Genomic DNA, 25,799 nt, shown 5'->3' on the forward strand with positions numbered 1-25,799 from the left:
GGGGAGGGTGCGGGTGGGACTCCGCGGCGCAACGCCGGGGAGTCCCACCCGCACCTGTCCTCTCCCCTCGGGGGAGAGGGACCCGCCGATGCGGGGTGCCCCCAAGTCAGAGACCGTTGCGCCGGACGCGACCTGCCCTACGCCGCCGCGCGCCGGCGGCGGACGATGTCCATGATCTGCTGGGCGGCGGCGGGGATGTTGGTGCCGGGGCCGTAGATCGCGGAGACGCCGTGGGACATCAGGAAGTCGTAGTCCTGCGGCGGGATCACGCCGCCGCAGACGACCGCGATGTCGTCGGCGCCCTGCTTCTTCAGCTCTTCCATCAGGCCCGGGACGAGCGTCTTGTGCCCGGCCGCCTGGGAGGAGATGCCGACCACGTGGACGTCGTTCTCGATCGCCTGCTGGGCGGCTTCCTGCGGGGTCTGGAACAGCGGGCCGACGTCGACGTCGAAGCCGATGTCGGCGAACGCGGTGGCGATCACCTTGGCGCCCCGGTCGTGGCCGTCCTGGCCCATCTTGACCACCAGCATGCGCGGCCGCCGGCCCTCCTCGTCGGCGAACCGGGCGACCTCCTGCTTGATCTTCTCGAACGCGTCGTCGCCGGCGTAGGCCTGGCCGTAGACGCCGGAGATCGAGCGGGTGACCGCGCGGTGGCGGGTGAACACGACCTCCAGCGCGTCCGACACCTCGCCCACGGTGGCGCGCGCGCGCATCGCCTCGATCGCCAGCGCCAGCAGGTTGGACGTGCCGTCGCGCGCGCCGTCGGTGAGCGCGTTCAGCGCCGCGGTCACCTGGGCGTCGTCGCGTTCGGCGCGCAGCTTTTCCAGCTTCCTGGTCTGGTCGTTCAGCACCTTGGTGTTGTCGATGTCGCGGACCTCGATGTCCTCCGGATCCTCGGGGCGGTACTTGTTGACGCCGACGATCACGTCCTCGCCGCGGTCGATCCGGGCCTGCCGGCGGGCGGCGGATTCCTCGATCCGCATCTTGGGCATGCCGGCCTCGACGGCCTTGGTCATGCCGCCTTGGCTCTCGACCTCGTCGATCAGCTCCTGCGCCTTGTCGACCAGCTCCTGGGTCAGGCTTTCGACGTAGTAGCTGCCGGCCAGCGGGTCGACGGTGGCGGTCACGCCGGTCTCGTGCTGCAGGATCAGCTGGGTGTTGCGCGCGATCCGGGCGGAGTGGTCGGTGGGCAGGCTGAGCGCCTCGTCCAGCGCGTTGGTGTGCAGGCTCTGGGTGCCGCCGAGGACGGCCGCCAGCGCCTCGAAGGAGGTGCGCACGACGTTGTTGTAGGCGTCCTGTTCGGCCAGCGAGACGCCGGAGGTCTGGCAGTGGGTGCGCAGCGCCAGCGACTTCGGGTCGTTGGGCTCGAACTGACCCATCAGCCGCGCCCACAGGGTGCGCGCGGCGCGCAGCTTGGCGACCTCCATGAAGAAGTTCATGCCGATCGCGAAGAAGAACGACAGGCGCGGCGCGAACTCGTCGACGTCGAGCCCGCGGGCCCGGGCGGTGCGCACGTATTCCAGCCCGTCGGCGAGCGTGAACGCCAGCTCCTGCACCGCCGTCGCCCCGGCCTCCTGCATGTGGTAGCCGGAGATCGAGATCGAGTTGTACTTCGGCATGTGCTTGGAGGTGTAGTCGATGATGTCCGCGACGATCCGCATCGAGGGGGCGGGCGGGTAGATGTAGGTGTTGCGGACCATGAACTCCTTGAGGATGTCGTTCTGGATGGTCCCCGACAGCTGGTCCTGGGCGACCCCCTGTTCCTCGGCGGCGACGATGTAGCCGGCCAGCACCGGCAGCACCGCGCCGTTCATGGTCATCGACACGCTCATCTTGTCGAGCGGCACCTGGTCGAACAGGATCTTCATGTCCTCGACCGAGTCGATCGCCACGCCGGCCTTGCCGACGTCGCCGGTGACCCGCGGATGGTCGCTGTCGTAGCCGCGGTGGGTGGCGAGGTCGAAGGCGACCGACAGGCCCATCTGCCCGTTGGCGAGCGCCTTGCGGTAGAACGCGTTGGACTCCTCCGCCGTGGAGAAGCCGGCGTACTGGCGCAGCGTCCACGGCCGGTTGGTGTACATGGTCGCGCGCGGGCCGCGGGTGAACGGCGCATAGCCCGGCATCGCGCCCAAGTGGTCGACACCGGTCAGGTCGTCGGCGGTGTACAGCGGCTTGACGTCGATGCCCTCGGGCGTGCGCCAGGTCAGCTGGTCGGGATCGGCGCCCTTCAGCTCCTTGGCTGCCAGCTGGGCCCAGTCGTCGCGCGTGCGCTTGGGAAAATCCGCCACGGGCCTCTCGCTCCTGTCCGCTTGGTCTCGCAGGTTGTGCGCCGCGGCAGACTATAGCGGGGCAAGGCGGCGGGCGTCCATCCGGGCGGCCGGCGCGGCTCGGGCGTTCGGCCGAGCGGCCGCCGGCGTGGGTCCATTCTTGAAGGACCGGGGCGAAACCCACCGGCGACCCGCCGAACCGGCGGGCAGCCGCGAGCGCTGCTCGGCGTCGTCGTGCACGCGCGGCATTTAACCTAACCCTTTATGCACTTGTTAAGGGAGGTCGCCTAGCCTTCTCCCCCGCGTGCGCAGCCGGCCACACGCCCAGGCGCGCACGCGCGTCGTTACAACCAGGACGGTCATGGAAGAGACGGGCATGAAGTCACGCCTTCGCACACCGGGAATTGGCGCGCTGGCGGCGGCCGCGCTCGGGCTGCTCGCAGGCCCCGCGGCGGCCGAACCGGGCGTCACGGCCGACAAGATCGTGTTCCGCCAGTCGGCGGCCTTCGAAGGGCCGGCGGCCGCGCTCGGCACCGGCATGCGCGCCGGCCGGCTGGCCGTGGCCGCCCTCGAGCAGATCGCCGGCGCGCCGACCCGCCAGGCGCTGCTGGACGCGGTGCGGCGGACCGGCACACTCGACTTCGGCGGGGTCAAGCTGACCTTCGGCCCCGACGATACCCAGGGCATGGACCAGGTGTTCCTGACCCAGATCACCGCCGACGGCGCGTTCAAGGCGGTCGACCGGCTAAGCGAAAGCGGCAGTTAACGCGACCGCGGCGGCCGGTTTCCCTCGGGACCGGCCGCCGCTTGTTTTATCGGTGCCCGAGGATCAATGCGATGTCGGGAATAGGGGAAGCGGGACGGCGATGATCTGGAACCAGAAGAACGGGACTGCCGCGCACACGACGACCGAACGTGGCGGCAGCAGCAAGGGCGGCGGCAGCATCAAGACCCGCCTGTACGTGGCCTTCGGCGGCGTGGCGGCGCTGACCCTGGTGGCCGGCGCGGTCGCCTGGGTGTCGTACGGCAACGTGCAGACGACCTTTCACGATATGATGCGCCAGGATGTCCCGGCGATGACGGCGGCGCTCGAACTGGCCGCCGAGAGCGCGTCGCTGTCGGCCGCCGCGCCGGCGCTGGCCGCCGCGGAAAGCGCGGACGAACGGGCGCAGACGAACGCCGCGCTGGAACAGCGCAGCCAGCGCCTGGACGCGCTGATCGGGCGCCTGGGCGACGGCGGCGCGGCGGGCGCGGAGGTCGGGCGCATCCGCGCCAAGGCCGAGCAGGTGCGCGGCAAGCTGACCGAGCTGGACACCGCGGTCGGCACCCAGCTGGCCGCGGAAGCCGCCCTGGACACCCAGGTCGCCGAAGTGCGCGCCGCGCACACCGGGCTGCTGGACGTCGTGGTGCCGCGCATCGATGACGCCAATTTCGAACTGATCCTGGGCACCGAGGACGCCAGCGCCAGCAGCGCCGAGGCGATGAACCAGGTGCTGGTGCGCGGGGTCGGCAAGCTGCGCGACCTGCTGTCGCTGCGCGCCGACGCCAACAGCGTCATGGCGATCCTGACCGAGGCCGGCAACGTCGACATCGCGGCCCGGCTGGGCGCCCTGGAGATGAACGCCGAGGAGCCGATCTCCCGGATCGAGGCGGCGCTCGCCAGCGTGCCGGACGACAACGACGGCAACCGCGTGCGCATGCCGGCCCAGATGCTGGTATCCTACGCCAGCGGCGACGGCAGCGTGATGGCGGCCCGGCGCGCGGAGCTGGAAGGCGAGCCGGGCGCGGCGCGCGAGGTCGAGAAGCGCTTCGACAGTGCCGGATCGATGCACCAGCAGCTGCTCGACGCGCTGGCCCCGATCATCGACGCGACCAGCGCCCGGCTGGTCGAGGAGGTCGACCGGCTGGCCGAGCAGAACGGCGACCGGATCAGCCAGTTGATGAACACCGAGATGGCCGCCCTGCGCGCCAATCTGGAGATCCAGTCGCTGGCCAACCACGCCGCGGGCCTGCTGGCGACCGCCGCCAACGTGGACGCGATCGAGCGCATCCAACCCCTGCGCGAGGAGTATGTGGCCGACGTCGGCAAGCTGCGCGACAAGCTGGCCGACCTGGGCGGTGCCGAGGCCGCGCCGGAGGTCGCCGCGGCCGTCGCCGGGCTGATCCAGTTCGGTGAGGGCAGCGACAACGTGTTCGATCTGCGCGTGCGCCTGTTGGAGGCGCAGCAGCTGGCCGCCACGACCCTGGCGGATACGCGCAGCCTGACCCAGGCGCTGGCCGCGGACGTCGGCGGACTGGTCGACGCCGCCCGCCAGCGCCTCGACGCCGGCACCGCGAGCGTCGACGCCGCGTTCCTGCAGGGCAAGGGCTGGCTGGGCGGAATCTCCGCCGCCAGCGTGCTGATCGCCGGACTGGTCGCCTGGCTCTACGTCGGCCGCAACGTCGGCCGGCGGCTGGCGGGCCTGACCGCGTCCACCAAGGCGGTGGCGGACGGGCAGCTCGACGCCCGGATCGATACCGGCGGGCGCGACGAGATCGCGCAGATGGCCTCGGCCCTGCTGGTCTTCCGCGACGGCCTGGCCGAGGCGGAAGCCGCCAACAGGCGCGCCGAGGAGGCGCGTGAGCAGGGCGAACGCGAGCGCCGCGAGGCGATGCTGGAACTGGCCCGCAACTTCGAGGAATCCGTGAGCGGCGTGGTCGCGCAGGTCTCGCAGTCGGCGGAGAGCCTGCACACGACCGCCCAGCGGATGGCCGCGACGGCGGAGCAGACCAGCCGCCAGTCGACCAGCGCGACCGACGCGACCGACACCGCCTCCGCGAACGTGCAGACGGTCGCCAGCGCGGCCGAGGAACTGGCCGGCTCGATCGCCGAGGTCAGCCGTCAGGTCAGCCAGTCGAACGACGTCGCCGTGAAGGCCGCCGACCGGGCCAAGCGCACCGACGAGACGGTCCGCGGGCTGCAGGCGGCGGCGCAGAAGATCGGCGACGTCGTCGACCTGATCCGGGACATCGCCGAGCAGACCAACCTGCTGGCGCTGAACGCCACGATCGAGGCCGCGCGCGCCGGCGAGGCGGGCAAGGGCTTCGCCGTGGTGGCCCAGGAGGTCAAGCAGCTGGCGACCCAGACCTCCAAGGCGACCGAGGAAATCTCGAACCAGATCGAGAGCATGCAGGAGGTCACCGGCAATACCGTGACCGCGATCGGCGAGATCGTCGAGACCATCGAGGAAATCAACGAGATCGCCGGGACGATCGCCGCGGCGGTCGAGCAGCAGTCGGCGGCGACCCGCGAGATCGCGGCGAACGCGCAGAAGGCCGCGACCGGCACGGAGGAGGTCACCCGCAACATCGCCGGGGTCAGCGAGGCCGCCGGCGAGACCGGCGAGGCCGCCAACCAGATGGTGCAATCCGCGGGCGAGCTGGGCGAGGTCTCCGGCAGCCTGACCGCGGAGGTCGACCGCTTCCTCGGCCACGTCCGGGCGGCCTAAAAAGACCCAGACGTCTGTGCGGGAACGGCGGGCCATCGGCCCGCCGTTTCGCGTTTCCCCGGCGCTTTACGTTTCCGGGCCGCGATTGCGCCCGAGCGCCCTTACAGCAGCGTGCGCATGCGCAGAGTGACGGTGGTGCCCTGGCCAACCACGCTGTCGATCCCCATGCGCCCGCCCATCTCCTCGACCAGCCGCTTGACCAGGGCCAGCCCGATCCCGGTGCCGCCGCCGCTATCGGAGGCGACCCAGGACCCCTGGTCGACGGTGTAGAACGGCTCGGTGATCCGGGGCACCTGCTCCGGAGCGATCCCGGGGCCGGCGTCGGCGACCTCGACGATGCAGGCGCCGCCGTCGCGCCAGCCCGCGATCCGGATCGCCGCGCCCGGGGCGTACTTGGCGGCGTTGGCGATCAGGTTGACCAGCACCTGCTTGAGCGCCAGCGCGTCGCCGCGTGCCGCGACCTCCGGCCCGACCTCGACGCGCACCCGCGGATCGTCGGCCAGGCCCAGCACGACCAGTGCCTCTCGCACGGTTGACTCGACCGGGACCTGCTCCTGCGCCAGCGCGCGCGCCCCGGCGTCCAGCTTGGACAGGTCGAGCACGTCCTCGATCAGGTTCAGCAGGTATTTGCCGCTGGCGTGGATGTCGTCGATGTAGCCCTTGTAGGTTTCGTTGCCGATCGGCCCCAGCAGCTCCGCGCGCAGCATGTCGGAATAGCCGATCACCGCATTCAGCGGAGTGCGCAGTTCGTGGCTCATGTTGGCCAGGAACGCGGACTTGGCGGCGCTGGACGCCTGCGCCTGCTCCTTGGCGCGGTGCAATTCGGCCTCCCGGCGATGGAACTCGCTGATGTCCTCGACCACGCAGTAAAAGCCGGCGACCGCGCCGTTGTCGCCGGCATCGGGGATGTAGGTCACCTTCATCTGCCGCTGCCGGCCGTCCCAGTAGACGCGGGCGGTCGTGGTGCTGACGCGCTCGCCGGCCAGCGCCTGCGCGGCCTGACCGGCGACGGTCGGCCAGGTCTCGGCACTGAACGCGCTGCGCATCGGCTTGCCCTGCAGCGATCCGCGCGGCACGCCCAGGAACGCGTCGTGACTGGCGTTGGTGTAGCCGAACCGCAGGTTCCGGTCGATGTAGCTGACGAACACCGGCAGCGCCTCCGCGAGCGCGCGGAAATGCCGTTCGCTGCGGCGCAGCGCGGTCTCCCGGTCGTCGCGTTCGATCAGGTTGCCCAGCGCGTGGGCCGCCCGCTCGACAAAGGCGATGGTGCTTGCCTCGACCTTGGTGCGGCGGCTGAAGAACAGCGCCATCACGCCCTGCTGCCGGCCGTCGAAGCCGATCATCGGCTCCGCCCAGCAGTCCACCAGGCCGTCCGCCGGCCCGTTGGCGGCCGCGGCCGACCAGTACGGGTCCGCCGTCAGGTCGGCCGCGCAGGCGCGCTGCCCCCGACCGGCCAGGCCGAGCAGGCCGCCCGTTTTTCCCACCGGCACCCGGTCAAGCCGGGTCCGCACCGAGTCCGGCAGGCTGGGGCCCGCCAGGCAGTGCAGGGCGTCGCCGTCGGGCGCGGCGATCAGCACGGCCAGGTGGGCGTCGATGAAGGCCGGCTCCAGCGCCGAGACCACGTCCGGCAGGGTCTGGCTCAGGTCGTGGCCGTCCAGGGTGTGCCGCAGCCCGACCTCGCGGACCGCGTGCAAGCCGGCGTCCCGCTTGGTTTCGGTGATGTCGCGCTGGAGCGTGATGAACTGCGCCAGCACGCCCGCGGCGTCGAACACCGGCTGCTGGTCGATCTCCACCCAATAGGGCCGACCGCTCTTGTGGTAGTTCACGATCTCCAGCTTGATCGGCTGCCGGTCGGCGATCGCCTTCGCCAGGCGCGCGCGCGTGTCGGGATCGGTCGCCTCGCCCTGCAGCACGTCACCCAGACACCAGCCGGTCAGGTCCGCCAGGAGATAGCCGCTCAGCCGCTCGAAACCGGCGTTGACCCAGTCGATCCGACCATCGGGATCGGTGATGATCACGCCATTGTCGGTGCGCTCGGCAACCAATGCCATCTTACGGCTGTCCGCCCGCTCGCGCGCGAGTTCGTCGCTCAGCGCGTGGCGTTCGCTGATATCCAGCGTGATCCCGACGACACGCTTGGCGCGGCCGGTCGGCGTGCGCGCAACCTGCCCGCGGCTGTGCACCCACTGCGGCCCGTCGACGGCGAGCAGCCGGAACTCGTGATCGAACGTGTCGAGCTCGCCCGCGCGCAGCCGATCCAGCAGGCTGGCTGTGACCCCGTGATCGCGGGGGTCCACGCACCGCCGCATGAACGTCCGGCTGGAGAGCGACGCGCCGGGCGGCCCCAGCCGCCTCGCCAGCGCCGGGGAAAACGCCATTAGGTCTTCGTCGATCCGCCAGTCCCACCAGTAAGCGCCGATCCCCTCGGCGACCTCGGCCAGCTGATGCAACCGGACGTCGCTATGCACGGCGCTTGCGACTTCATGGGTGATGTCGATGTGGGTGACCACCGCGCCGGCGACGCCGGCGTCCCCGTTGAGCGCCCGCACGTCGCAGCGGAACCAGCGCTCCACATCCCGCCCATGGCAGGGATACGTGTGTTCGAAACGCTCCCGCGTGCCGGTCAGGACGGCGCGGATGCCGTCGGTTACACGGCGCCCCTCCCCCGCGCCCTCCGGGCGCTCGATGGCGGCGTATTCCAGGTAGTTGCGGCCGACGTCGCCAGCCTCGCCCGCGCCGCGGCCGTTATCGCGTCCGAACCGCTCCCAGACCGCGTTGACGGCGACGATCACACCGTTCGGGTCGACCACGGCCGTCGAGCCAGGAAAGGCATCGACCACCTCGACGGCCGCCGCGAGCCGGCGCGAGATCGCTATGGGGGCCTGTCCCGCGCATCGGGCCACCTGCGGCATTCCAGACACTTCCTTCCGTTCCGCCAACCCGCGCCCGGGCGCCCTGCCCGGTGCGACACCAGGAGCGCCGAGCGTGGCACGGCAAAAGGTAAAATACGTTTAACCGGGATCGAATAGTACCGTCGTCTCGACGGGTTTTCGCGATCAAAACATCGCACTGCCGCCGGCTGGCAACTTGGGGGCGACGCGTCCCGCGGCTGCTGCCTCGACCTTCGCTGGCGCCACGGCCGACGCAGCGGGCGGCCGGGACGGCCCCTTGCACGGGTCCCGTCGACCCGCCGATCCACGCGGCGGCGTTACTGGCGCGCGTACTGCATCAACGTCGCCTGCGCCACCACCTCCAGCGCGCGGTCGCTCGTCGCTTCCGGCACGATCGGCGGGGCCACGCCGGCCTGCATCGCCTCCAGCCAGCGGCCGGCGCACAGGCACCAGCGGTCGCCCGGCTTCAGCCCGTCGAAGCCAAACTCGGGCCGCGGCGTCGCCAGGTCATTGCCCTGCTTGGCGGTGAACGCCAGGAACTCCTCGGTGACCACCGCGCACACCGAATGGTTTCCGTGATCCATCGGATGCGGCGTGCAGCAGCCGTCGCGCAGAAAGCCGGTCATCGGATCGGTCGAACAGGTCTGGAGCGCGCCGCCCAGGATGTTCTTGGCCTCCGGTCTGGTGGGCGTGCCGTCGTCGGGCATCTGGGCAACTCCGCGGATCCGGGGCAACGGTGTCTGGGCATCGAGGATCGGGGTCGAAAGCGGCGGCGTCAACGCGCCACTCGCCAGCGCCCGCGTCAACGGTTTACGGTTGCCCCCCGCCGTCGTCCCGACCACCGACGCGAGTAGCCCGCGCATGCCGGCCGTCCCGATCCCTGACCGGCTGAGCCAGACGGCGGTCTACCGCATCCTGGTGCTGTCGCTGGTCGGGGTCGCGGTCGGCACCGGCGCTTCGCTCGCCGCCATCGGGTTCGTCGAGGCCCTGACCGCGCTGAACGACCTGCTGCTGATCTCCCCCTATGCCCGGATCCAGTACGAGACCCAGCCGGGCCTGGTCACCGCCGCAACCGTGCTGGTGCCCGGGCTGGGCGGGCTGCTGGTCGGCCTGCTGGTGCGCTACGGCGTGGCCGAGCGCCGCGGCCTCGCCCCGCCCGACACGATCTATGCGGTGCAGACCCGCACCCGGCCGCCGTCGCTGAAAAGCGGCCTGGCCTCGACCGCCGCCGCGCTGGTCTCGCTCGGCGCCGGCGCATCGGTTGGGCAGTACGGGCCGCTGGTGCACATGGGCGCGATGCTGGGCAACCTGGCCGCGCGCCTGAAGCTGGGCGTGCGCAACCTGCAGCCGGTGGCGCTCGCCTGCGGGGTGGCGGCGGCGATCTCGACCGCCTTCAACGCCCCGATCGCGGGACTGGTGTTCGCCCACGAGGTGATCCTGCGGCACTATTCGCTGCGCGCCTTCGCGCCGGTGACGGTGGCGTCCGCGACCGGCTACGTGTTCGCCAACGTGATCTTCGACCGGCCGGCCCTGTTCCTGGTCAGTTTCGAGGGCGTGCCGCATGCCTACGAGTTCGCCCTGTTCGCGGCGGTCGGCATCGCGAGCGCCCTGCTCGCCTGCGCGTTCATGGCGCTGGTCCTGTGGGCCGGCCGGCAGGCCGCGCGCACGCCGCTGCCGCAGCCGCTGCGGCCGATGGCGGCGGGCCTGGCGCTCGGGCTGTTCGCGCTGCAGGTGCCGGAGGTGCTGGGCGTGGGGCAGGAAACGCTGCGCTTCGCCACGATCGACGGTGCGTTCCAGCCGGGCGAACTGGCGCTGCTGGTGGCGGCCAAGCTGGCGGCGACCGTGCTGTGCGTGGCGTTCGGGTTCGTCGGCGGGGTGTTCTCGCCCGCGCTTTTGATCGGCATCCTGTTCGGCGCGCTGTGCGGCACGCTGGTGCCGCTGGTCCCGCTGCCGATCGAGAGCAGCGGCGTGGTGGTCTACGCGATCCGCGGCATGATGGCGGTGACCAGCCCGGTGATCGGCGCGCCCTTGACGACCATCCTGATCGTGTTCGAACTGACCCGGAACTACGATCTGACGATCGCGGCGATGGTGGCGGTGGTGTTCTCCAACCTGGTGGCCTATCGGATCTTCGGCCGGTCGCTGTTCGACGCGCAGCTGAAGGCGCGCGGCTTCGACCTGTCGCTCGGCCGCGACAAGGCGATCCTGGAGAGCCGGCGGGTGATCGACTACCTGAGCCGGGCCGCCACCGTGCTGCCGCCGTCCGCCAGCGTGCGCGAGCTGCTGGCCGAACTCGCCCGCACGGACCGGGCGGAGGCCGCGGTCGTGGACGCCGACGGCCGCTACCGCGGCACGGTCCAGCTGCAGGACGCCACCAGCGTCGCGGGCGACCGGCCGGTCGGTGACCTGGCCGAACGCACGCCGGTGATCTTCGACCCCGACACCAGCGTTTGGGCGGCGATCCAGGCCCTGCCCGGCTATCTGGGCGAGGCGGTGCCACTGGTCGATACCGACGGCCGCTTCCTCGGCGTCGTGCCCGAGGAGGCGGTGATCCGCGCCTACCTCGACGCCACCAACGAACTCCGGACGGAAGAGAATGAAGCGGCTTAAGGCGGTGTTCCGGATCTGCAAGGTGGCTTCGATCCCCTCTCCCTTGAGGGGAGAGGGAAGGGCCCGCGTGCCGAAGGCACGTGGGAGGGTGAGGGTGGGACTCCCCGCTGTCCGCCGAGGCGTCCCACCCTCACCCTGGCCCTCTCCCCTCAAGGGAGAGGGAACCCGCTGGCGAGGCCGATTGCTACTCGCCGCCGCCTTGCTCCTGCTAACAGCACCCGCCCGCGCCGAGCAGGACCGGACGCTGACCGTGGTCACCTGGGGCGGGACCTACGAGCAAAGCCAGCGGGCGGCCTACTTCGAGCCGTTCGAGGCGCTGACCGGGGTCGAGGTCGAGACGGTGCGCTACGACGGCAGCCTACAGGCGCTGCGCGATCACCTGGCGGACGGCGAGACGCGCTGGGACGTGATCGACCTGATCCGGGCGGACGCGGTGCGCGCCTGCGACGCGGGGCTGCTGGAGAAGATCGACCCGGCGATCCTGGAACCGGCGCCCGACGGGACGCCCGCGCGGGCGGACTTCATCGAGGTGGCGATCCGGCCCTGCTCGATCACCCAGCTGGTGTTCTCCACCGTGATCGCCTACGACAACCGCGCCTTTCCGGGCGAGAAGCCCCGGCGGGTCGAGGACTTCTTCAATACCGAGCGCTTCCCCGGCAAGCGCGCCCTGCGCAAGGCGCCAGTGGCGCTGTTCGAATGGGCGCTGATGGCCTACGGCGTGCCGCGCCAGCAGCTCTACGAACTCCTCTCCACCCAGCGCGGCTTCGACCTCGCGCTCGCCAAGCTGGAGGAGATCCGCGACGAGCTGGTCTGGTGGCAGGGCGGCCAGGAGCCGGTCGACCTGCTGAAACAAGGCAAGGTCGCGATGGCGAGCGGCTACAACGGGCGGTTCTTCCACGCCCGCGCGGTCGAGGGCGCACCGATCTCGGTGATCTGGGACGGCCAGCTGCTGGACTACAACGCCTGGGCGATCCCCAAGGGCGCCGACGACGGCGACCTCGCCCGGCGGTTCATCGGCTTCGCCACCCGGACCGCGCGCCTGGCCGACCAGGCGAACCGGATCTCCTACGGCCCGGCGCGAAAGTCGGCGCAGCGCCGGGTCGGCCTGCACGTCACGGCCGGCGTGCCGATGCGCCCCTACCTGCCGACCGCCGAGCGGCACATGGAAACCGCGATCCCCCGGGATCACACCTGGTACGCACAGACGGTCGACCTTCGCCAGCGGCGGTTCCGCCAGTGGCTGTCCGACGATGCCGGCGACACAGAGGGCGAGGCAGGGCGCGAGCCGGCGGGCAAGCCAGCGGGCGACTAAGCGAACGCGTCGTCCAACAGGTCGCCGTTGGTGCAAGGCGACAAAAACTACTCATTTAATACGTGTAGCTCGGATGCTTGCTTGCGCAATATTCCGACTGCGCAAGGGAAGCACACGTTATTTTTGGTTATTTTGTCATACCGTTCTGATAGGTTGAATTGCCAGCAACCTTTTGCGCGCGTCCAAAGTGGCGCTGTCGGGACATCACGATGGGCACCGCAACGTTGGAACACGACATCCGCGACCACCGTCTGGTCGAGACCCTCCGCGTTTGGCGCAAGCTGTGCGGGACCCGTTTCGCCCCGGCGCGTCACGACATCGAGCCCGCCGACTTCCGTCAGATGCTGGGACGGCTGGCGCTGATCGACGTCGTTCCGGGCGCAAGCGGCGCGGCGCGCTACCGGTACCGTCTGATGGGCACGCGCCTGGCCGCGCAGGACGCCTGCGACCTGACCGGCAAACCGCTGTCCGAGCATCCCGACGCCGGGCAGCGGGAAATCGTCCAGGCGGCGTTCGACGCGGCCTGCGAGACCCGGCGTCCGGCCTATCGCGAGGACGTCCGCCAGGACGGCGCCCGGCGCCACACCTACGCCCGCCTGGTTCTGCCGCTGTCCGACGACGGCGCCACCGTCACCGGCCTGCTGCTCGCGCGTGTCGTCCTCAACCGGGCGATGAGCTAGAGCAAGATGCTGCACGGTGGAGCCACCTTTCAGCTGAATCTTGCTCTCTCTTCAAGCAGTTAGATCCCCGCCCTACTCCGCCGCCCAGTCGTCGCGGCCCCAGCGCGCCGCGGCCGCATCGTCGCCGACCCGGGCGTCGACCCAGCAGCCGCCGTCGGGCGTTTCCTCCAGCTTCCAGAACGGCGCCTTGGTCTTCAGCCAGTCGATCAGGAACTGGCAGCTCTCGAACGCGGCCTGGCGGTGGGCGCTCGCGGTGGCGACCAGGACGATGCGCTCGCCGGGCTCCATCCGCCCGTAGCGGTGGATCACCAGCGAGGCCTCCAGCGGCCAGCGGCGGTGCGCCTCGGCGTCGATCCGCCGCAGCATCTTCTCGGTCATGCCGGGATAGTGCTCCAGCGTCATCGCCCGGACTTCGCCGTGCACCCGGCCTTCCCCGCTTTCGCTGTCGGGCGTGCGCGCGTCCGGATGCAGGTCGCGCACCAACCCGACGAACGAGCACAGGCCGCCCACGCCCGGGTTGTCGCGGGTCAGGGCGTCCAGCTCGGCGCCGATCTCGAAGTCCTCGCGCTGCACGCGGATCATCGCGGCCTAACCTCCGGTGACCGGGGGGAACAGGGCGACCTCGTCGCCCGGCTGCACAGGATCGCTTGGGCGCGCGTACTCCTGGTTGACGGCGACGCGCACCGCCTGGCGGTCCCGCAGCGCCTTGGCGTGCGCTTCCGAGCGGCCGGCGAGCCAATCCAGCAGGCCGGCGACGTCGCGCACCTGCTCCGGGGGGTCGACCGTTTCCTGGCCGGTGCCGGTGTGGGTCTTCAGCCAGGCGAAGTAGAGGATCTGCATGACGGCTACGCCACCTCGCTGAACGGCAGGAAGTCGACCAGGGTGCCGGCCTCCAGCTGGGTCATGTCTTCCGGCAGCTCGACCAGCCCGTCGGACTCGACGATCGACGACAGCACGCCCGCCCCCTGGCTCGGATACTTGTCGACCCGCAGGTCGCCGTCGTGCGCCACCAGGCGGGCGCGCACCCACTCCCGGCGCGCGCGCTTCTTCTTGTGGTCGAAGCCGGCCTTCACCTTGAACAGGTGGGGCCGCGCCGCCCGGCCGCCCAGCATCCGCAGGATGAGCGGGCGGACGATGGTGACGAAGGTCACCACCACCGCGACCGGGTTGCCCGGCAGCCCGACGAACGGAACCCGCCCCAGCTGGCCGAGCGCGATCGGCCGGCCCGGCTTGATCGCCAGCCGCCAGGTATGCAGCCGGCCCAGCGCCGCGACCGCCTGCTTGACGTGATCCTCTTCGCCGACCGAGACGCCGCCGCTGGTGACCACCAGGTCGAGCCGCTCGGCGGCGTCCGCCAGCGCGTCGGTCACGGCGGCGCGGTCGTCCGGCAGAATGCCCAGGTCGTGCACCCGGCAGCCCAGCTGGCGCAGCAGGCCGTGCACCGTGAAGCGGTTGGAATCGTAGATGCCGCCGGGCGCGAGCGGCCCCCCCGGCTCGCACAGCTCGTCGCCGGTCGAGACCACGCCGACCTCGAGCGGCCGGGCCACGCGCAGCGTGTTGCGGCCGACCGCCGCGGCCTGGCCGAGGTCCGGCGGGCGCAGCCGCTGGCCGGCGTGCAGCACGGTCGATCCGGCGGCCACGTCCTCCCCGGCCGCGCGCTGGTTGGCGCCGCGGGCGATGCCGGGCTTGATCGCGACCCGGCCGTCGGTCTCTTGGCAGTCCTCCTGCATCATCACGGTATCCGGGCCGTCCGGCATCGGCGCGCCGGTGAAGATGCGGATCGCCTCGCCGCGGCGGGCCGGACGGTCGAGCGCGTGGCCGGCCGCGACCCGGCCGGCCACCGGCAGGGTGGTTTCCGCCTCCGGGTTCAGGTCGTCGAAGAACACCGCGTAGCCGTCGACCGCCGAATTGCCCTGCTGCGGCACGTCGATCGCGGACACCACGTCCTCCAGCAGCACGCGGCCCAGGGCATCGTGCAGCCCGACCGTCTCCGGCTCGGCGACCGCGGTGATCCGCTGCCGGATCTGGGCCAGCGCCTCCTCGACCCGCATCAGCCGGTCGCCGTGGGCGAAGCAGTCGTCGCTCAGCTGGGCCATGGCGTCAGCCTCCCTGTCCGGCCCGTCCGCCGCGCGCCGGCGCCAAGCCGGTGTAGTCCAGGATGAACGCGGCGATCCCCGCGACGTCGTTCAGGTCGAGGCTCGGCAGGTGGGCGCCCGACGGGCCGACGGCTGCCAGCGGCGCGTCGCTCGCGACGGCGACCACGCCCGGCACCTCGCCCGCCAGCCGCGGCTTGCCCGCATCGGGGCGGTACACCTCCAGCTTGGGATGGGTCTCGCCCTTGAAGCCTTCGACCAGCACCAGATCGCACGGGCCGAGCTTGGCGATCAATTCGTCCAGCGTCGGCTCGGGCGCGCCGCGGTGCTCGTGCATCAGCGCCCAGCGCCGGGCACTCGACACCAGCACCTCGCCGGCGCCGGCCGCGCGGTGCTCGTAGGAATCCTTGCCCGGCTGGTCGATGTCGAAGTCGTGGTGCGCGTGCTTGATCGTCGATACCCGCACGCCGCGCGCAACCAGCGCCGGGATCAGCTGGCGCACCAGGGTGGTCTTGCCGCTGCCGCTCCAGCCGGCGAGGCCGAAGGCGATCGGTGGGGTGGTCATGCTCGCTTGCCGTTTTCGTCCTGGCGCCCGCGTCGACCCGTCCGGGCCAGCCTACGCCCGCGAGAACGGCCCCGCCAAGCCGCTCCGCGCGAGCGCCCGGCTGAGCCCCCGGGCGTTCACGCACGGGCGTTAACCCGCGAGCCGTCAGCGCTCGGGGCTTCAGCGCTCGGGCTGGGCCATCATGTGCTGCAGGCCGCGCTTCATGTAGTCCCAGCCGGTGATCAGGGTGAGCGCGAGCGCGACCCACAGGACCAGCTCGCCGATCAGCTGCAGATGCGCCCACGCCGGGCCGGCGTCGCCCACGATCAACACCGACAAGGCGATCATCTGGGCGGTCGTCTTCCACTTGGCAAGCTGAGAGACCGGCATGCCCACCCGCAGTTCCGCCAGATACTCGCGCAGCCCGGAGACCAGCAGCTCCCGGCACAGGATCAGCAGCACGGCCGCGACCGGCAGCCCGGTCACGCGGTCGCTGGCGACCAGCATGATCATCACCGCGGCGACCAGGAACTTGTCGGCGATCGGGTCGAGGAACCGGCCGAGCGGCGTCACCGTCTTGTACTGCCGGGCGAAGTAGCCGTCCGCCCAATCGGTGACCGAGGCCGCCAGGAACACCGCAAGCGCGGTCCAGCTCGCTGCCGGACCCTGGTAGAACAAGAGCGCCACCAGCACTGGCACGATCAGGATGCGCGAGAGCGTCAGCAGGTTCGGCAGGGTCAGCAGCATCGCCGTGTCGCCTCGGGTCCGCGAGTTGGGGCGCGGCCGCACGCCGCGCGCGGCCGGCCGATCGGCGCTGAGGTCGCCGCCGGCTCCGGCACGCGCGCGAACCCTAAGCTAACCGACGGCTGGGCGAAAGCCCGGTGCCGCGGCCGGGCGGTGCACAGCGCCTGCAAAAGCGTGATGGCTTTACCGGCGGCGAATACCGCAACTGGGACGATCTGCGGCGACAGATTTACCTCGGCCTTGGTACCCGGTGCAGACGTCACCCCCCGCCGCGCGCGCCCTACCCGGCCGCGTTGAAGTGGTCGTAGACCTTGCGCGCCACCGTCTTCGAGATCCCGTCGACCGCCTCCAGGTCGGCCAGGTGGGCGCGGCCGATCGCCTTGACCGAGCCGAAGTGCAGCAGCAGCGCCTTCTTGCGCGTGGGGCCGACGCCGGGGATCTCGTCCAGCGAGGAGCGCAGGCGTTCCTTGCCGCGGCCCGTGCGGTGGGCGCCGATCGCGAAGCGGTGCGCCTCGTCGCGCAGGCGCTGGATGAAGTACAGCACCTGGTCGTCCTTGGGCAGCAGGATCGGCTGCTGATCCGGCAGGAAGATCCGTTCCCGCCCGGCGTCGCGGTCGGGGCCCTTGGCGACGCTGGCGATCGGCACCTCGCTGACGCCCAGGTCCGCGAACACCTCCAGCGCGACGTTGAGCTGGCCGCGGCCGCCGTCGACCAGCACCAGGTCCGGCCAGGAGCCCTGGTCGTTGTCCGGGTCCTCCTTCTGCGCGCGCTGGAAGCGCCGGGTCAGGACCTCGCGCATCATGGCGTAGTCGTCGCCCGGCTGCGCGCCCGCCTCGTCTCCGCCGGATTCGGCCGCGCCGTTGGCGCCGGTCGCCCCGCCGTGGGCCTGGTCGATCCCGCCCGCCTTCTCGTTCGCCCCTTGGCCCGGCTTGCGGGTGCCGCGGATCTTGAACTTGCGGTACTGGTTCTTCCGGAAACCCTCGGCGCCGGCGACGATCATCGCGCCGTACGGCTCGGAGCCGCGGATGTGGGAGTTGTCGTAGACCTCGATCCGCTCCGGCGCGGCCTCCAGGCCCAGCTTGTCGGCCAGCCCCTCCAGCAGCTTGCGCTGGTTGCGCCCCTCCGACAGGTGGCGGGCGAGCGCCTCGCGCGCGTTGGTGAGCGCGTGCTCGACCAGGTTGCGCTTGTCGCCGCGCTGCGGGACGTGGATGTGCACCTTGCCGCCCGCCCGCTCGGTGAGCGCGTCGGCCAGCAGCTGGCGGTCGTCCGGGGTCTCGGAGGCCAGCAGCAGCTTGGGCACCGGCTTGTTGTCGTAGAACTGCGCGATGAACGAGGCCAGCACCTCCGAACTGGTCAGCTGGTCGTCGTGGGTCGGGAAGTAGGCGCGGTTGCCGTAGTTCCGGCCGGAGCGGAAGAAGAACACCTGGATGCAGGTCACCCCGCCCTCGGTGTGCAGGGCGAACACGTCGGCGTCGGTGACGCCCTCGACGTTGATGTCCTGGTGCGACTGGATGTGGGCGAGCGCGCGCAGCCGGTCGCGGTAGAGCGCCGCCGTCTCGAAGTCGAGCTGCTCGCTCGCGGCCTGCATCTCCCGGCCCAGCTCCTCCTGGATGTCGTGCGAGCGCCCGGACAGGAAGTCGCGCGCCTGCTTCACCAGCTGGGCGTAGTCGTCCTGGCTAATGTAGCCGACGCACGGGGCCGAGCAGCGCTTGATGTGGTACATCAGGCAGGGGCGCGAGCGCTGGTGGAACACGCTGTCGGAGCAGGAGCGCAGCAGGAACGCCTTCTCCAGCGCGGTGATCGTCCGGTTGACCGCCCCGGCGCTGGCGAACGGGCCGAAGTAGTCGCCCGGACGGCTGTGCTGGCCGCGGTGCTTCTTGATCCGGGCGAAGTCGTGGTCGCCGGTCAAGAGGATGTAAGGGAACGACTTGTCGTCGCGCAGCTGCACATTGTAGCGCGGCATCAGCCGCTTGACGAGGTTGCTCTCCAGCAGCAGCGCCTCGACCTCGGTGCGGGTGGTGACGATCTCCAGGCTGGCGGTCTCCGCCACCATCCGCTGCAGCCGGTAGGGCAGCCGGGACAGCTGGGTGTAGCTGGTCACCCGGCGCTTCAGGTTGCGCGCCTTGCCGACGTAGAGCGCCTCCCCCTTGCGGTTCAGCATGCGGTAGACGCCCGGATGGCCGGGCAGCGTCTTGATCGCCTGCTTGAGCACGCCGACGCCGCGCTCCATCGACAGCGCAGCCCCGTCGGCGGCGCCGACCGGCTGGCCGTCCCGGTCCGCCGCCGCGCCGTCGAGGGCGGCGACCTGGGTGAAGCTGTCGCCCGGGTCCTCCTCCGCCCGCATCGCCGAGCGCTTGCCGCCGGCGGAGGGGTCCTTGGTGCGTCGGGTGCCGCGTGCCTGTGCCATGGTGAGCTAGATGTCGCCTATCGGGGGAGCGCGTCAACGAGCGGCCGGCCGGTCGTGCGCGACCGACCCGGATTTCGCCGACCGCCGCCGTAACCGCCAGCCGTAACCGCCGGTCGTAACCGAACAGATTATAAGGGCGTTTCGGCGATGGCGGAGGTGTTCCACGACAGCTGTGGATAAGCTTGTGGGCAGGTCCCTGGGAAAGGTCCAAGCGCGCCGGAAATCCAGGAGTCGCTTCGGATTGCCCAAAAATTCGGCAAACCTTCCAAGTCATTGAAAAACAATAATGTTCAAAACGAACGCTTCCGCGGGCCCGGCAACCGGACGCGTCCAGGTGACGGTTAACGGCGGGTTAACTGCGACGACTTGCCCGTGTGCACAACCACCTGGGCGGCGGCGCCCGAAAACGCCCCCTGGCGGTCGTCACACCTATCCGATCGGGTAGGCGCGCGTGGCCGGTCGGCGGGTGCGGCGCCCCGGCCGGCGCCGACCCCGGCCTGCCGCGCCGGGCAGCGTGCGAGGATCGACAGGACTTAGGGCAAGATGCTGAAAGGTGGAACCACTTTTCAGCATCTTGCCCTCTCTTCAAAAAGTCTAGTCGCGGGCGTGCTCGATCTCGACGCCGATGCCGGCGGCGTCGGAGTAGCGGTCGAGCTTCTCGATCCGCACGCGGACCAGCGCGACCCCGTCGTCGTCGGCGAAGGTCGCCGCGGCGATCTCGTCGGCCAGCGTCTCCAGCAGGCGCGGCCGGCCGTCGGCGATCAGCTTGCGGATGTTGGGCACCAGCTTGCGGTAGTCGACGATCTGGTGGGGATCGTCGTCCAGCGGGCGCACCACCCGCACCTCCGCCTCGACGTTGATGCGCAGGCGCTGCGGGCGGGCGCGCTCGCGCTCGCTCACGCCCAGATGGGCGCTGACGGTCAGGTCGCGCAGGAAGATCCGCTGCCGGCGTACCGTACGCGCGGGGTCGGCCTGGCTGGTGTCGGGATGGTCGTGGCGGGGCGTTCCGGGCATACCCTATTCCCCTAACCGCTCGCCGCACGGCGGTCCAGACGGGAAATGCATCGGCCGCCGGCGGCGGCGCTACAGTTCGTCACCCTGACGCGACGGGCCCAGGTGCCGACCGCCGTCGAGCGCCACCATCTGCCCTGTGACCGACGGCGCGTCCAGGAAGAAGCGCAGGGTGCGGTAGATCTCGTCCGGATCGGTGCCGCGCTTGAGCGGGGTGTCCCGGTGCGCGGCGTCGATCGCCGCCTGGTCGCGGTAGTGGTCGGGCAACAGCGCACCCGGTCCGACCGCGTTCACCCGCACGTCCGGGGCGAACTGCAGGGCCATCGACTGGGTCAGGCTGTACAGCCCGACCTTGGACAGATGGTAGCTGGCGAACCCGGCGGCCGGCTGCAGGACGTAGCCGTCCAGCAGGTTGACCACCATCGCCTGCCGGCCCGCCGGGACCTGGCGCTGCAGGCCCTGCGCCAGCACGAACGGCGCGCGCAGGTTGGTCTCGATGTGCCGGTCCCAGCTCTCGCGCGTCGCCGTGCGCGCCGTGTCGTACTCGAACACCGCGGCGTTGTTGACCAGCAGCCCGACCGGGCCGAGCGCGCTCGCCGCGTGGTCGACCAGGGCGGCGCACGCGCCCGCGTCCATCAGGTCGGCCTGCAGCGTCACCGCCCGGCCGCCCGCGGCCGCGATCTCGGCGGCCGTCTGCTCCGCCTCGGTGCGGGAGGCGCCGTAATGCACCGCGATGTCCCAGCCGTCGCGCGCCAGATTGAGGGCGAGCGCACGGCCGACCCGTTTCGCCGCACCCGTCACCAAGGCGACGCGGGGAATGTCCTCGGTCGGGTGCGAGGTCGTGCCCGGGGTCGTGTCCGGCACGTGCCGACTAGCCCCGCGGTTCCAGCTTCAGCGCGGCGGAGTTCATGCAGTAGCGCTTGCCGGTCGGGGCCGGGCCGTCGTCGAACACGTGGCCCAGGTGGCCGTCGCAGCGGCTGCACAGCACCTCGGTGCGCTTGGTGAACAGCTTGCGGTCGGTCTCGTAGCGCACCGCCTGCTCGCTCAGCGGCTGGGTGAAGCTGGGCCAGCCGGTGCCGCTGTCGTACTTGGCCTCGCTGTCGAACAGGGGCTGCCCACAGCACACGCAGCGGTAGGTGCCGGCCTGCTTGCAGTCGTGGTATTCGTTGGCGAACGGCCGCTCGGTGCCGGCGCGCCGGGCGACGCGGTAGGATTCCGCGCTCAGGTCGCGCTTCCACTCGGCGTCGGACCTGACGACCTTGCCCTCGGCGTTGGGCTGGACTTCGGACGTGTCGCTCATGTCCCCATCTCCGTTATTGCTGTTGTTCGGCGGCTATCCCGGTATGTAGGCCCGGCCGCCCGCGCGCCAATGGGCAGACCGGCGGTTTTCCGGGCGGGTCAGCTCGTTGGGCGTTAACCGGGCAAGCGCTCGTTAATGTTTGACCGCCAAACTGGTCCCCAGGTGCAACACCGCGTCAGGAGGATCGGTGTGATGGTCGCGAGAACCTGCCTGTACTTCGTCGTCGTGCTTTGGGCGGTGAGCAGCTTCACCGCGATGTAGGCGGACGCGGGGACCCGGTGACCGAACTCCCGGGGCACCAGCCTCCCCGACCGTGTAATGCCGGCATAATCCTAGAGCAAGATGCTGAAAGGTGAAGCCACCGTTCAGCTGACTCTTGCCCTTTCTTCATAAAAATAGAGCAAGATTCACGAAGAAAGCCGGTTATGCTTGCTGCGATTTTGCTCTAGCGAAAGACTTTCAAAAACCGCTCGAAACTGGTGGAGAACAGGTCCTTGTTCGGGCCCTCGATCTCCACATCCATGCCCGCGGCCAACTCGCCGCCGTCCTGCACGGTCAGGCAGATGCCGAAGCCGTGCTTCATCAGCGCCTTGTAGATGCGCTTGTCGGTCAGCTTGGCGATGTAGCCGCAGGGCGGGCGCGGGCGGTCGTAGACCAGGCGGGTCGCGCCGATCCGGATCACCATGCCGCCCAGCTCGTGCGGATCGAGCCCGCGCACGACCAGGTTGCGCCGATGCTCGCCGTTGGCGAGCGGGAGACCGATCCTGGCCTCCGCCGCCTCCAGCGCCTCCGCGCCGATCATGGTGACCTGGCAGACGTCACCGCTCGGGGTCCAGTGGCCCAGGCCGGCGGCGTACCGGTCGCCAACGAGGCCGCGGCCGGGGACCGCCTGCACGCGGTCCACCGCCTGCATCGCCCGGCCGGCGGCCCCGGTGACGAAAATCCGTTCGAGCGTCGCGCTCACGGGGTGCGGGCAGCCTCCCTGCTCGCCGCGGCGCGGGTCGCGCGCGCGGCCGTCACGCCACCACGTTCTTGGCCACGGCGATCACCACCAGCACAGCCACCGTGGAAAACAGCGTGACCTGCGCCCAGTCGACCTTCTGGTCGAGCTTCTGAAACGCTTCCGTTTCCTGCAGCTTCTCGATCGGGTCCTGCATCCGTGCCCTCCCCAGACTTAGGCCGTAACTTCCCTAAGGCCGTCGCTTCGTCCGCGTTGTGACGCGCGGTCATGCATCTTATTCCGGCCGGCTGCCGGAACCGATCGAGCCGCCGCGGGCGGGCCCGAACGGCGGTCCGCGGGCGCCGGGCGCTGAACCGCCCGAGCCGTGCGAACGGGGCTTAGTCTGCCGCCTCTTCGTGCGAAATCAAGAGTCGATTTTTAGGGGCTTACAAGAAAGGTTATTGCGCGCGCGGCCCGGAACCGGCGGTCAGTCCGGCATCAGGACGTAGCCGCTGCCGCGCACGGTGCGCAGGAAGCGGGGGTACTTGGGGTCGTCCTCGATCTTCCGGCGCAGGCGGGTCATCTGCACGTCGACGGTGCGGGCGGACGACGCCTCGGCGGTCTCCTGGCGCAGGTCCTCGCGCGACAGCACCTCGCCCGGCTGGCGCGCCAGCGCGGCGAGCAGCGCGGTCTCCACCTCGGTCAGGCGGATCACGCCGCCGCGGCGCTTCAGCTCGCCACGGGTCATGTCGAAGGTGAACTCGCCGAAGCTGAGCTCCTTGGGCGCCGGCGGCGCCTGCGGCACCCGGCGCAGGATGGCGTTGATCCGCAGCACCAGTTCGCGCGGCTCGAACGGCTTGGACAGGTAGTCGTCCGCCCCGCGGGTCAGCCCCTCGATCCGGTCCTCGGTCTCGGTCATCGCGGTCAAGAGCAGGATCGGCACCCGGCTGCCCGCGCGCAGCGCCTGGGTCAGGTCGAGCCCGCTTTCCCCCGGCATCATGATGTCGAGCACCAGCAGGTCGAAGGTCAGGGCTTCCAGCTTGCGCCGCGCCTCGGCCGCGCTCTCGGCGGTGGTCACGCGGAAGCCCTGCTCGCTCAGGTACCGCTGCAGCAGCGCGCGCAGCCGGGTGTCGTCGTCGACCACCAGGATGTGCGGCTCCGTCTCGCTCATCCGAGCACGCTCCACGGGTCCCCCGGCGCCGCCTGGGAGGTGGGGCTAGGGAAGGCGGGTGCCGCCGGGATAGGCCGTGCGAGCCTGCTCTCCCTAGCCCTCTCCTCCCATCTGGAGGAGAGGGCACGACCGATGCCGCACGCCTCGCGCATCGCCACCGCGGTCCGGCCCGTCCCGCTCATCGCGTAAGCCGGCGCGGGCCGGCGCCGCTCTCGGGCTGGCCTTCGCGGCGGTCGAAGCGCCGGCGGTCGCCCTCCTCGATCATGCCCAGCATCACCCGGCGGAAGCCCTCGACCGCCTCGGCCCCGGCCTCGCGGTAGGCGGCCGCGATCAGCCGGCGCTGGTTCTCGCTCAATTCGCGCTCCAGCGCGCGGCCCTGTTCGGTCAGCTCGAGCCGGCGCTGCCGGCGGTCCTGGGCGCCCGGGCTCTGCTGGATGAAGCCCTCGCGCACCAGCTGGCTCAGCAGCCGCGACAGCGACTGCTTGGTGATCTGCAGCAGGCGCAGCAGCTCGCTGACCGTGATCCCCGGCTCCCGGCCGACGAAGTAGATCACGCGGTGGTGCGCCCGGCCGAAGCCGTGCTTGGCCAGGATCTGGTCGGGCACGCGGGTGAAGTCGCGGTAGGCGAAGAACAGCAGCTCCATCGCCTGCCGCAGTTCCTCCTCGCGCAGGAAAAGCGGGTTGTAGCCGGTTTTTACGTCAGCCATGTTGACTTTTATCGCACAACGATGTTACGGGATGCAAGGTTTGGTGGACAGATTGTATCTCGGCGTTGCTGGCTCCGGGTAACAAACTGCTCGCCAGGCGGCTTACGGGGGTTGAAACGCGTCGCCGTTTGCGCGATGGCTGGCCGCCGGACGAGAGCACCCGCGCGCGGGTGGCGCGTGGATCCGAGACGGCCCGGCCGAGCCGGGCGCCGCGCCGTCCCGCGCGGGCGGGGGACGACCCGCACGAGCGACCCGCACGAACGACACCACGAGCGAGCAAGAAAGAGCGCGTAAAGCCATGTCCATGCTCCCCTTCGACGACCGCGACGGCGCCATCTGGATGAACGGCCAGCTCCGCGACTGGCGCGACAGCCAAGTGCACGTCCTCACCCACGGTCTGCACTACGCCAGCTGCGTGTTCGAGGGGGAGCGCGTCTACAACGGCGAAATCTTCAAGCGCGACGAGCACCACCAGCGCCTGCACGAGTCGGCACGCATCATGGGCTTCGACGTGCCCTATTCGGTGCAGCAGATCAACGATGCCGCCCAGCAGGTGCTGGAGGCGAACGGGATCGAGAACGGCTACGTCCGCCCAGTCGCCTGGCGCGGCAGCGAGATGATGGGGGTGAGCGCGCAGAAGAACTCGATCAACGTCGCGATCGCCGCCTGGCAGTGGCCCGCGTACTTCTCGCCGGAGGCGCGGCTGGAAGGCATCCGCATGCAGATCTCCGACTGGAAGCGCCCGGCTCCGGACACCGCCCCGGTCAAATCCAAGGCGGCCGGGTTGTACATGATCTGCACCCTGTCCAAGCACACGGCCGAAGCCGCCGGCTACAACGACGCGCTGATGCTGGACTACCGCGGCCGGATCGCGGAGGCGACCGGCGCCAACATCTTCCTGGTGCAGAACGGCGAGCTGCACACCCCCGAGCCGGACTGCTTCCTGGACGGGATCACCCGGCGCACGGTGATCGCGCTCGCCCACCAGCACGGCTACAAGGTCCACGAGCGCGCGATCATGCCGGACGAGCTGGCCCGGACCGACGAGGTGTTCATCACCGGCACGGCCGTGGAGGTCACGCCGGTGCGCGAGATCGGTCCGTACAGCTTCACCGTCGGCGACACCACGCGCACCCTGCTGCAGGCGTTCGACGACCTGGTCCAGCGCCGCGACACCCGCACCGCCCACGCCAGCGTCAGCGCGGCGGAGTAGCGGGTTGGGCGGCTAACGGCTGCCGAACATATCCGAGCGAAACCGACCGCCGGCGGCGGGTCCCTCTCCCTCGAGGGGAGAGGCTAGGTGAGGGTGAGACTCCCCGGCGTACGGCGAGGAGTCTCACCCTCCCACGGACCTGCGGTCCGCGGGCCCCTCCCTCTCCCTCAAGGGCGAGGGGATTTTGAGTTTAGGAGCTGATATCGATTAACCGCTACATTTAGCGCTATCAATCTGCCGTGGACGGATGGTGTAGTTCCATTCGCCGTGGAAGTCATGCGGCTGGATGTTGAGTTGTTTCATCGTGCGGTCGGAGACCTTGATGCCTTTGGGATAGGTGTTGGCGTCGATGGTGCAGCTGACCTCGAGGCCCGTGCGCGTCGTGGTCGCGTTGATGAGCTGAACGATCGCTTCATGGCTGA

General features: G+C 70.5%; 23 protein-coding genes. 6 read left to right on the forward strand and 17 right to left on the reverse strand.

The window, feature by feature from the left end; all coding sequences use genetic code 11:
- Positions 1 to 137: 137 nt before the first annotated feature.
- Positions 138 to 2,288 (reverse strand): methylmalonyl-CoA mutase, encoded by a 2,151-nt coding sequence (scpA, locus tag CKO28_RS17420; RefSeq protein ID WP_200342085.1) that lies wholly within the window; start codon positions 2,286 to 2,288, stop codon positions 138 to 140.
- Between the two features lie 355 nt (positions 2,289 to 2,643).
- On the opposite strand from scpA, the gene CKO28_RS17425 reads away from it, so the two are divergent.
- Positions 2,644 to 3,033, forward strand: coding sequence for a type 1 periplasmic-binding domain-containing protein (locus CKO28_RS17425; protein ID WP_200342086.1), 390 nt, complete (start codon positions 2,644 to 2,646; stop codon positions 3,031 to 3,033).
- Between the two features lie 100 nt (positions 3,034 to 3,133).
- Positions 3,134 to 5,755, forward strand: a complete 2,622-nt coding sequence (locus CKO28_RS17430) for a methyl-accepting chemotaxis protein (protein ID WP_200342087.1) — start codon at positions 3,134 to 3,136, stop codon at positions 5,753 to 5,755.
- A 101-nt stretch (positions 5,756 to 5,856) separates the two neighbouring features.
- Here CKO28_RS17430 and CKO28_RS17435 read toward each other — a convergent pair whose 3' ends face one another.
- Both CKO28_RS17435 and CKO28_RS17440 read right to left on the reverse strand, forming a co-directional pair.
- On the reverse strand, positions 5,857 to 8,667 hold the full coding sequence (locus tag CKO28_RS17435; RefSeq protein WP_200342088.1) for a PAS domain-containing protein: 2,811 nt from the start codon (positions 8,665 to 8,667) through the stop codon (positions 5,857 to 5,859).
- A gap of 296 nt (positions 8,668 to 8,963) precedes the next feature.
- Positions 8,964 to 9,353 (reverse strand): DUF2237 family protein, encoded by a 390-nt coding sequence (locus CKO28_RS17440; protein ID WP_200342089.1) that lies wholly within the window; start codon positions 9,351 to 9,353, stop codon positions 8,964 to 8,966.
- 154 nt (positions 9,354 to 9,507) lie between these two features.
- On the opposite strand from CKO28_RS17440, the gene CKO28_RS17445 reads away from it, so the two are divergent.
- The 3 genes from CKO28_RS17445 (at position 9,508) to CKO28_RS17455 (ending at position 13,248) form a co-directional block, all read left to right on the forward strand.
- Entirely contained in the window at positions 9,508 to 11,256 is a 1,749-nt protein-coding gene (locus CKO28_RS17445) for a chloride channel protein (protein WP_200342090.1), read from the forward strand.
- A gap of 181 nt (positions 11,257 to 11,437) precedes the next feature.
- Positions 11,438 to 12,568 carry an ABC transporter substrate-binding protein gene (locus tag CKO28_RS17450; protein WP_200342091.1) on the forward strand — a complete coding sequence of 377 codons (1,131 nt, stop codon included), beginning with the start codon at positions 11,438 to 11,440 and terminating at the stop codon, positions 12,566 to 12,568.
- Between the two features lie 209 nt (positions 12,569 to 12,777).
- The gene (locus CKO28_RS17455; RefSeq protein ID WP_200342092.1) at positions 12,778 to 13,248 is read left to right on the forward strand and encodes a PAS domain-containing protein; all 471 of its coding nucleotides are present in this window, start codon (positions 12,778 to 12,780) and stop codon (positions 13,246 to 13,248) included.
- A 72-nt stretch (positions 13,249 to 13,320) separates the two neighbouring features.
- Here the strand turns inward: CKO28_RS17455 and CKO28_RS17460 are convergent, their stop codons facing one another.
- The 13 genes from CKO28_RS17460 to CKO28_RS17520 form a co-directional block, all read right to left on the reverse strand.
- Complete coding sequence (locus tag CKO28_RS17460) at positions 13,321 to 13,830, reverse strand: molybdenum cofactor biosynthesis protein MoaE (protein WP_200342093.1); 510 nt, start codon at positions 13,828 to 13,830, stop codon at positions 13,321 to 13,323.
- A gap of 6 nt (positions 13,831 to 13,836) precedes the next feature.
- Entirely contained in the window at positions 13,837 to 14,088 is a 252-nt protein-coding gene (gene moaD / locus CKO28_RS17465) for a molybdopterin converting factor subunit 1 (protein ID WP_200342094.1), read from the reverse strand.
- A 5-nt stretch (positions 14,089 to 14,093) separates the two neighbouring features.
- Complete coding sequence (moeA, locus tag CKO28_RS17470; RefSeq protein ID WP_200342095.1) at positions 14,094 to 15,344, reverse strand: molybdopterin molybdotransferase MoeA; 1,251 nt, start codon at positions 15,342 to 15,344, stop codon at positions 14,094 to 14,096.
- Between the two features lie 4 nt (positions 15,345 to 15,348).
- Positions 15,349 to 15,906, reverse strand: coding sequence for a molybdopterin-guanine dinucleotide biosynthesis protein B (gene mobB, locus CKO28_RS17475; protein WP_200342096.1), 558 nt, complete (start codon positions 15,904 to 15,906; stop codon positions 15,349 to 15,351).
- Between the two features lie 159 nt (positions 15,907 to 16,065).
- Entirely contained in the window at positions 16,066 to 16,632 is a 567-nt protein-coding gene (gene pgsA / locus CKO28_RS17480) for a CDP-diacylglycerol--glycerol-3-phosphate 3-phosphatidyltransferase (protein ID WP_200342097.1), read from the reverse strand.
- A 277-nt stretch (positions 16,633 to 16,909) separates the two neighbouring features.
- Complete coding sequence (gene uvrC / locus CKO28_RS17485; protein ID WP_200342098.1) at positions 16,910 to 19,036, reverse strand: excinuclease ABC subunit UvrC; 2,127 nt, start codon at positions 19,034 to 19,036, stop codon at positions 16,910 to 16,912.
- A 594-nt stretch (positions 19,037 to 19,630) separates the two neighbouring features.
- Positions 19,631 to 20,050 carry a dihydroneopterin aldolase gene (locus CKO28_RS17490; protein WP_200342099.1) on the reverse strand — a complete coding sequence of 140 codons (420 nt, stop codon included), beginning with the start codon at positions 20,048 to 20,050 and terminating at the stop codon, positions 19,631 to 19,633.
- Between the two features lie 69 nt (positions 20,051 to 20,119).
- Positions 20,120 to 20,911, reverse strand: coding sequence for an SDR family oxidoreductase (locus CKO28_RS17495; RefSeq protein WP_338050168.1), 792 nt, complete (start codon positions 20,909 to 20,911; stop codon positions 20,120 to 20,122).
- Between the two features lie 7 nt (positions 20,912 to 20,918).
- A complete protein-coding gene (gene msrB / locus CKO28_RS17500; protein WP_200342100.1) occupies positions 20,919 to 21,347 on the reverse strand; it encodes a peptide-methionine (R)-S-oxide reductase MsrB in 429 nt (142 codons plus the stop codon).
- A 445-nt stretch (positions 21,348 to 21,792) separates the two neighbouring features.
- On the reverse strand, positions 21,793 to 22,311 hold the full coding sequence (locus CKO28_RS17505; protein WP_200342101.1) for an MOSC domain-containing protein: 519 nt from the start codon (positions 22,309 to 22,311) through the stop codon (positions 21,793 to 21,795).
- A gap of 52 nt (positions 22,312 to 22,363) precedes the next feature.
- Complete coding sequence (locus CKO28_RS17510) at positions 22,364 to 22,504, reverse strand: hypothetical protein (RefSeq protein ID WP_200342102.1); 141 nt, start codon at positions 22,502 to 22,504, stop codon at positions 22,364 to 22,366.
- A 270-nt stretch (positions 22,505 to 22,774) separates the two neighbouring features.
- Positions 22,775 to 23,458: a response regulator gene (locus CKO28_RS17515; RefSeq protein WP_200342103.1), complete on the reverse strand. Its 684-nt coding sequence runs from the start codon at positions 23,456 to 23,458 to the stop codon at positions 22,775 to 22,777.
- A gap of 178 nt (positions 23,459 to 23,636) precedes the next feature.
- Positions 23,637 to 24,164, reverse strand: coding sequence for a MarR family winged helix-turn-helix transcriptional regulator (locus CKO28_RS17520; protein WP_200342104.1), 528 nt, complete (start codon positions 24,162 to 24,164; stop codon positions 23,637 to 23,639).
- Positions 24,165 to 24,462: 298 nt separating this feature from the next.
- Here CKO28_RS17520 and CKO28_RS17525 point away from each other — a divergent pair, with 298 nt between their 5' ends.
- Positions 24,463 to 25,377 (forward strand): branched-chain amino acid aminotransferase, encoded by a 915-nt coding sequence (locus tag CKO28_RS17525; protein ID WP_200342105.1) that lies wholly within the window; start codon positions 24,463 to 24,465, stop codon positions 25,375 to 25,377.
- Between the two features lie 207 nt (positions 25,378 to 25,584).
- Here the strand turns inward: CKO28_RS17525 and CKO28_RS17530 are convergent.
- Positions 25,585 to 25,799 (reverse strand): ISAzo13-like element transposase-related protein (locus CKO28_RS17530; RefSeq protein WP_437127639.1); only part of this gene is annotated, 215 nt, incomplete at its 5' end.

The sequence above is a fragment of the Rhodovibrio sodomensis genome, assembly GCF_016583645.1.
Classification (GTDB): Bacteria; Pseudomonadota; Alphaproteobacteria; order Kiloniellales; family Rhodovibrionaceae; genus Rhodovibrio; species Rhodovibrio sodomensis.

What these genes read in the sequence shown, in the direction of transcription:
- CKO28_RS17425 (WP_200342086.1), top strand. Translation starts at nt 2,644, where the DNA reads ATGAAGTCACGCCTTCGCACACCGGGAATTGGCGCGCTGGCGGCGGCC.
- CKO28_RS17430 (WP_200342087.1), top strand. Translation starts at nt 3,134, where the DNA reads ATGATCTGGAACCAGAAGAACGGGACTGCCGCGCACACGACGACCGAA.
- CKO28_RS17435 (WP_200342088.1), bottom strand. Translation starts at nt 8,667, where the DNA reads ATGCCGCAGGTGGCCCGATGCGCGGGACAGGCCCCCATAGCGATCTCG.
- CKO28_RS17440 (WP_200342089.1), bottom strand. Translation starts at nt 9,353, where the DNA reads ATGCCCGACGACGGCACGCCCACCAGACCGGAGGCCAAGAACATCCTG.
- CKO28_RS17445 (WP_200342090.1), top strand. Translation starts at nt 9,508, where the DNA reads ATGCCGGCCGTCCCGATCCCTGACCGGCTGAGCCAGACGGCGGTCTAC.
- CKO28_RS17455 (WP_200342092.1), top strand. Translation starts at nt 12,778, where the DNA reads ATGGGCACCGCAACGTTGGAACACGACATCCGCGACCACCGTCTGGTC.
- CKO28_RS17460 (WP_200342093.1), bottom strand. Translation starts at nt 13,830, where the DNA reads ATGATCCGCGTGCAGCGCGAGGACTTCGAGATCGGCGCCGAGCTGGAC.
- moaD (WP_200342094.1), bottom strand. Translation starts at nt 14,088, where the DNA reads ATGCAGATCCTCTACTTCGCCTGGCTGAAGACCCACACCGGCACCGGC.
- moeA (WP_200342095.1), bottom strand. Translation starts at nt 15,344, where the DNA reads ATGGCCCAGCTGAGCGACGACTGCTTCGCCCACGGCGACCGGCTGATG.
- mobB (WP_200342096.1), bottom strand. Translation starts at nt 15,906, where the DNA reads ATGACCACCCCACCGATCGCCTTCGGCCTCGCCGGCTGGAGCGGCAGC.
- pgsA (WP_200342097.1), bottom strand. Translation starts at nt 16,632, where the DNA reads ATGCTGCTGACCCTGCCGAACCTGCTGACGCTCTCGCGCATCCTGATC.
- uvrC (WP_200342098.1), bottom strand. Translation starts at nt 19,036, where the DNA reads ATGGCACAGGCACGCGGCACCCGACGCACCAAGGACCCCTCCGCCGGC.
- CKO28_RS17490 (WP_200342099.1), bottom strand. Translation starts at nt 20,050, where the DNA reads ATGCCCGGAACGCCCCGCCACGACCATCCCGACACCAGCCAGGCCGAC.
- msrB (WP_200342100.1), bottom strand. Translation starts at nt 21,347, where the DNA reads ATGAGCGACACGTCCGAAGTCCAGCCCAACGCCGAGGGCAAGGTCGTC.
- CKO28_RS17510 (WP_200342102.1), bottom strand. Translation starts at nt 22,504, where the DNA reads ATGCAGGACCCGATCGAGAAGCTGCAGGAAACGGAAGCGTTTCAGAAG.
- CKO28_RS17515 (WP_200342103.1), bottom strand. Translation starts at nt 23,458, where the DNA reads ATGAGCGAGACGGAGCCGCACATCCTGGTGGTCGACGACGACACCCGG.
- CKO28_RS17520 (WP_200342104.1), bottom strand. Translation starts at nt 24,164, where the DNA reads ATGGCTGACGTAAAAACCGGCTACAACCCGCTTTTCCTGCGCGAGGAG.
- CKO28_RS17525 (WP_200342105.1), top strand. Translation starts at nt 24,463, where the DNA reads ATGTCCATGCTCCCCTTCGACGACCGCGACGGCGCCATCTGGATGAAC.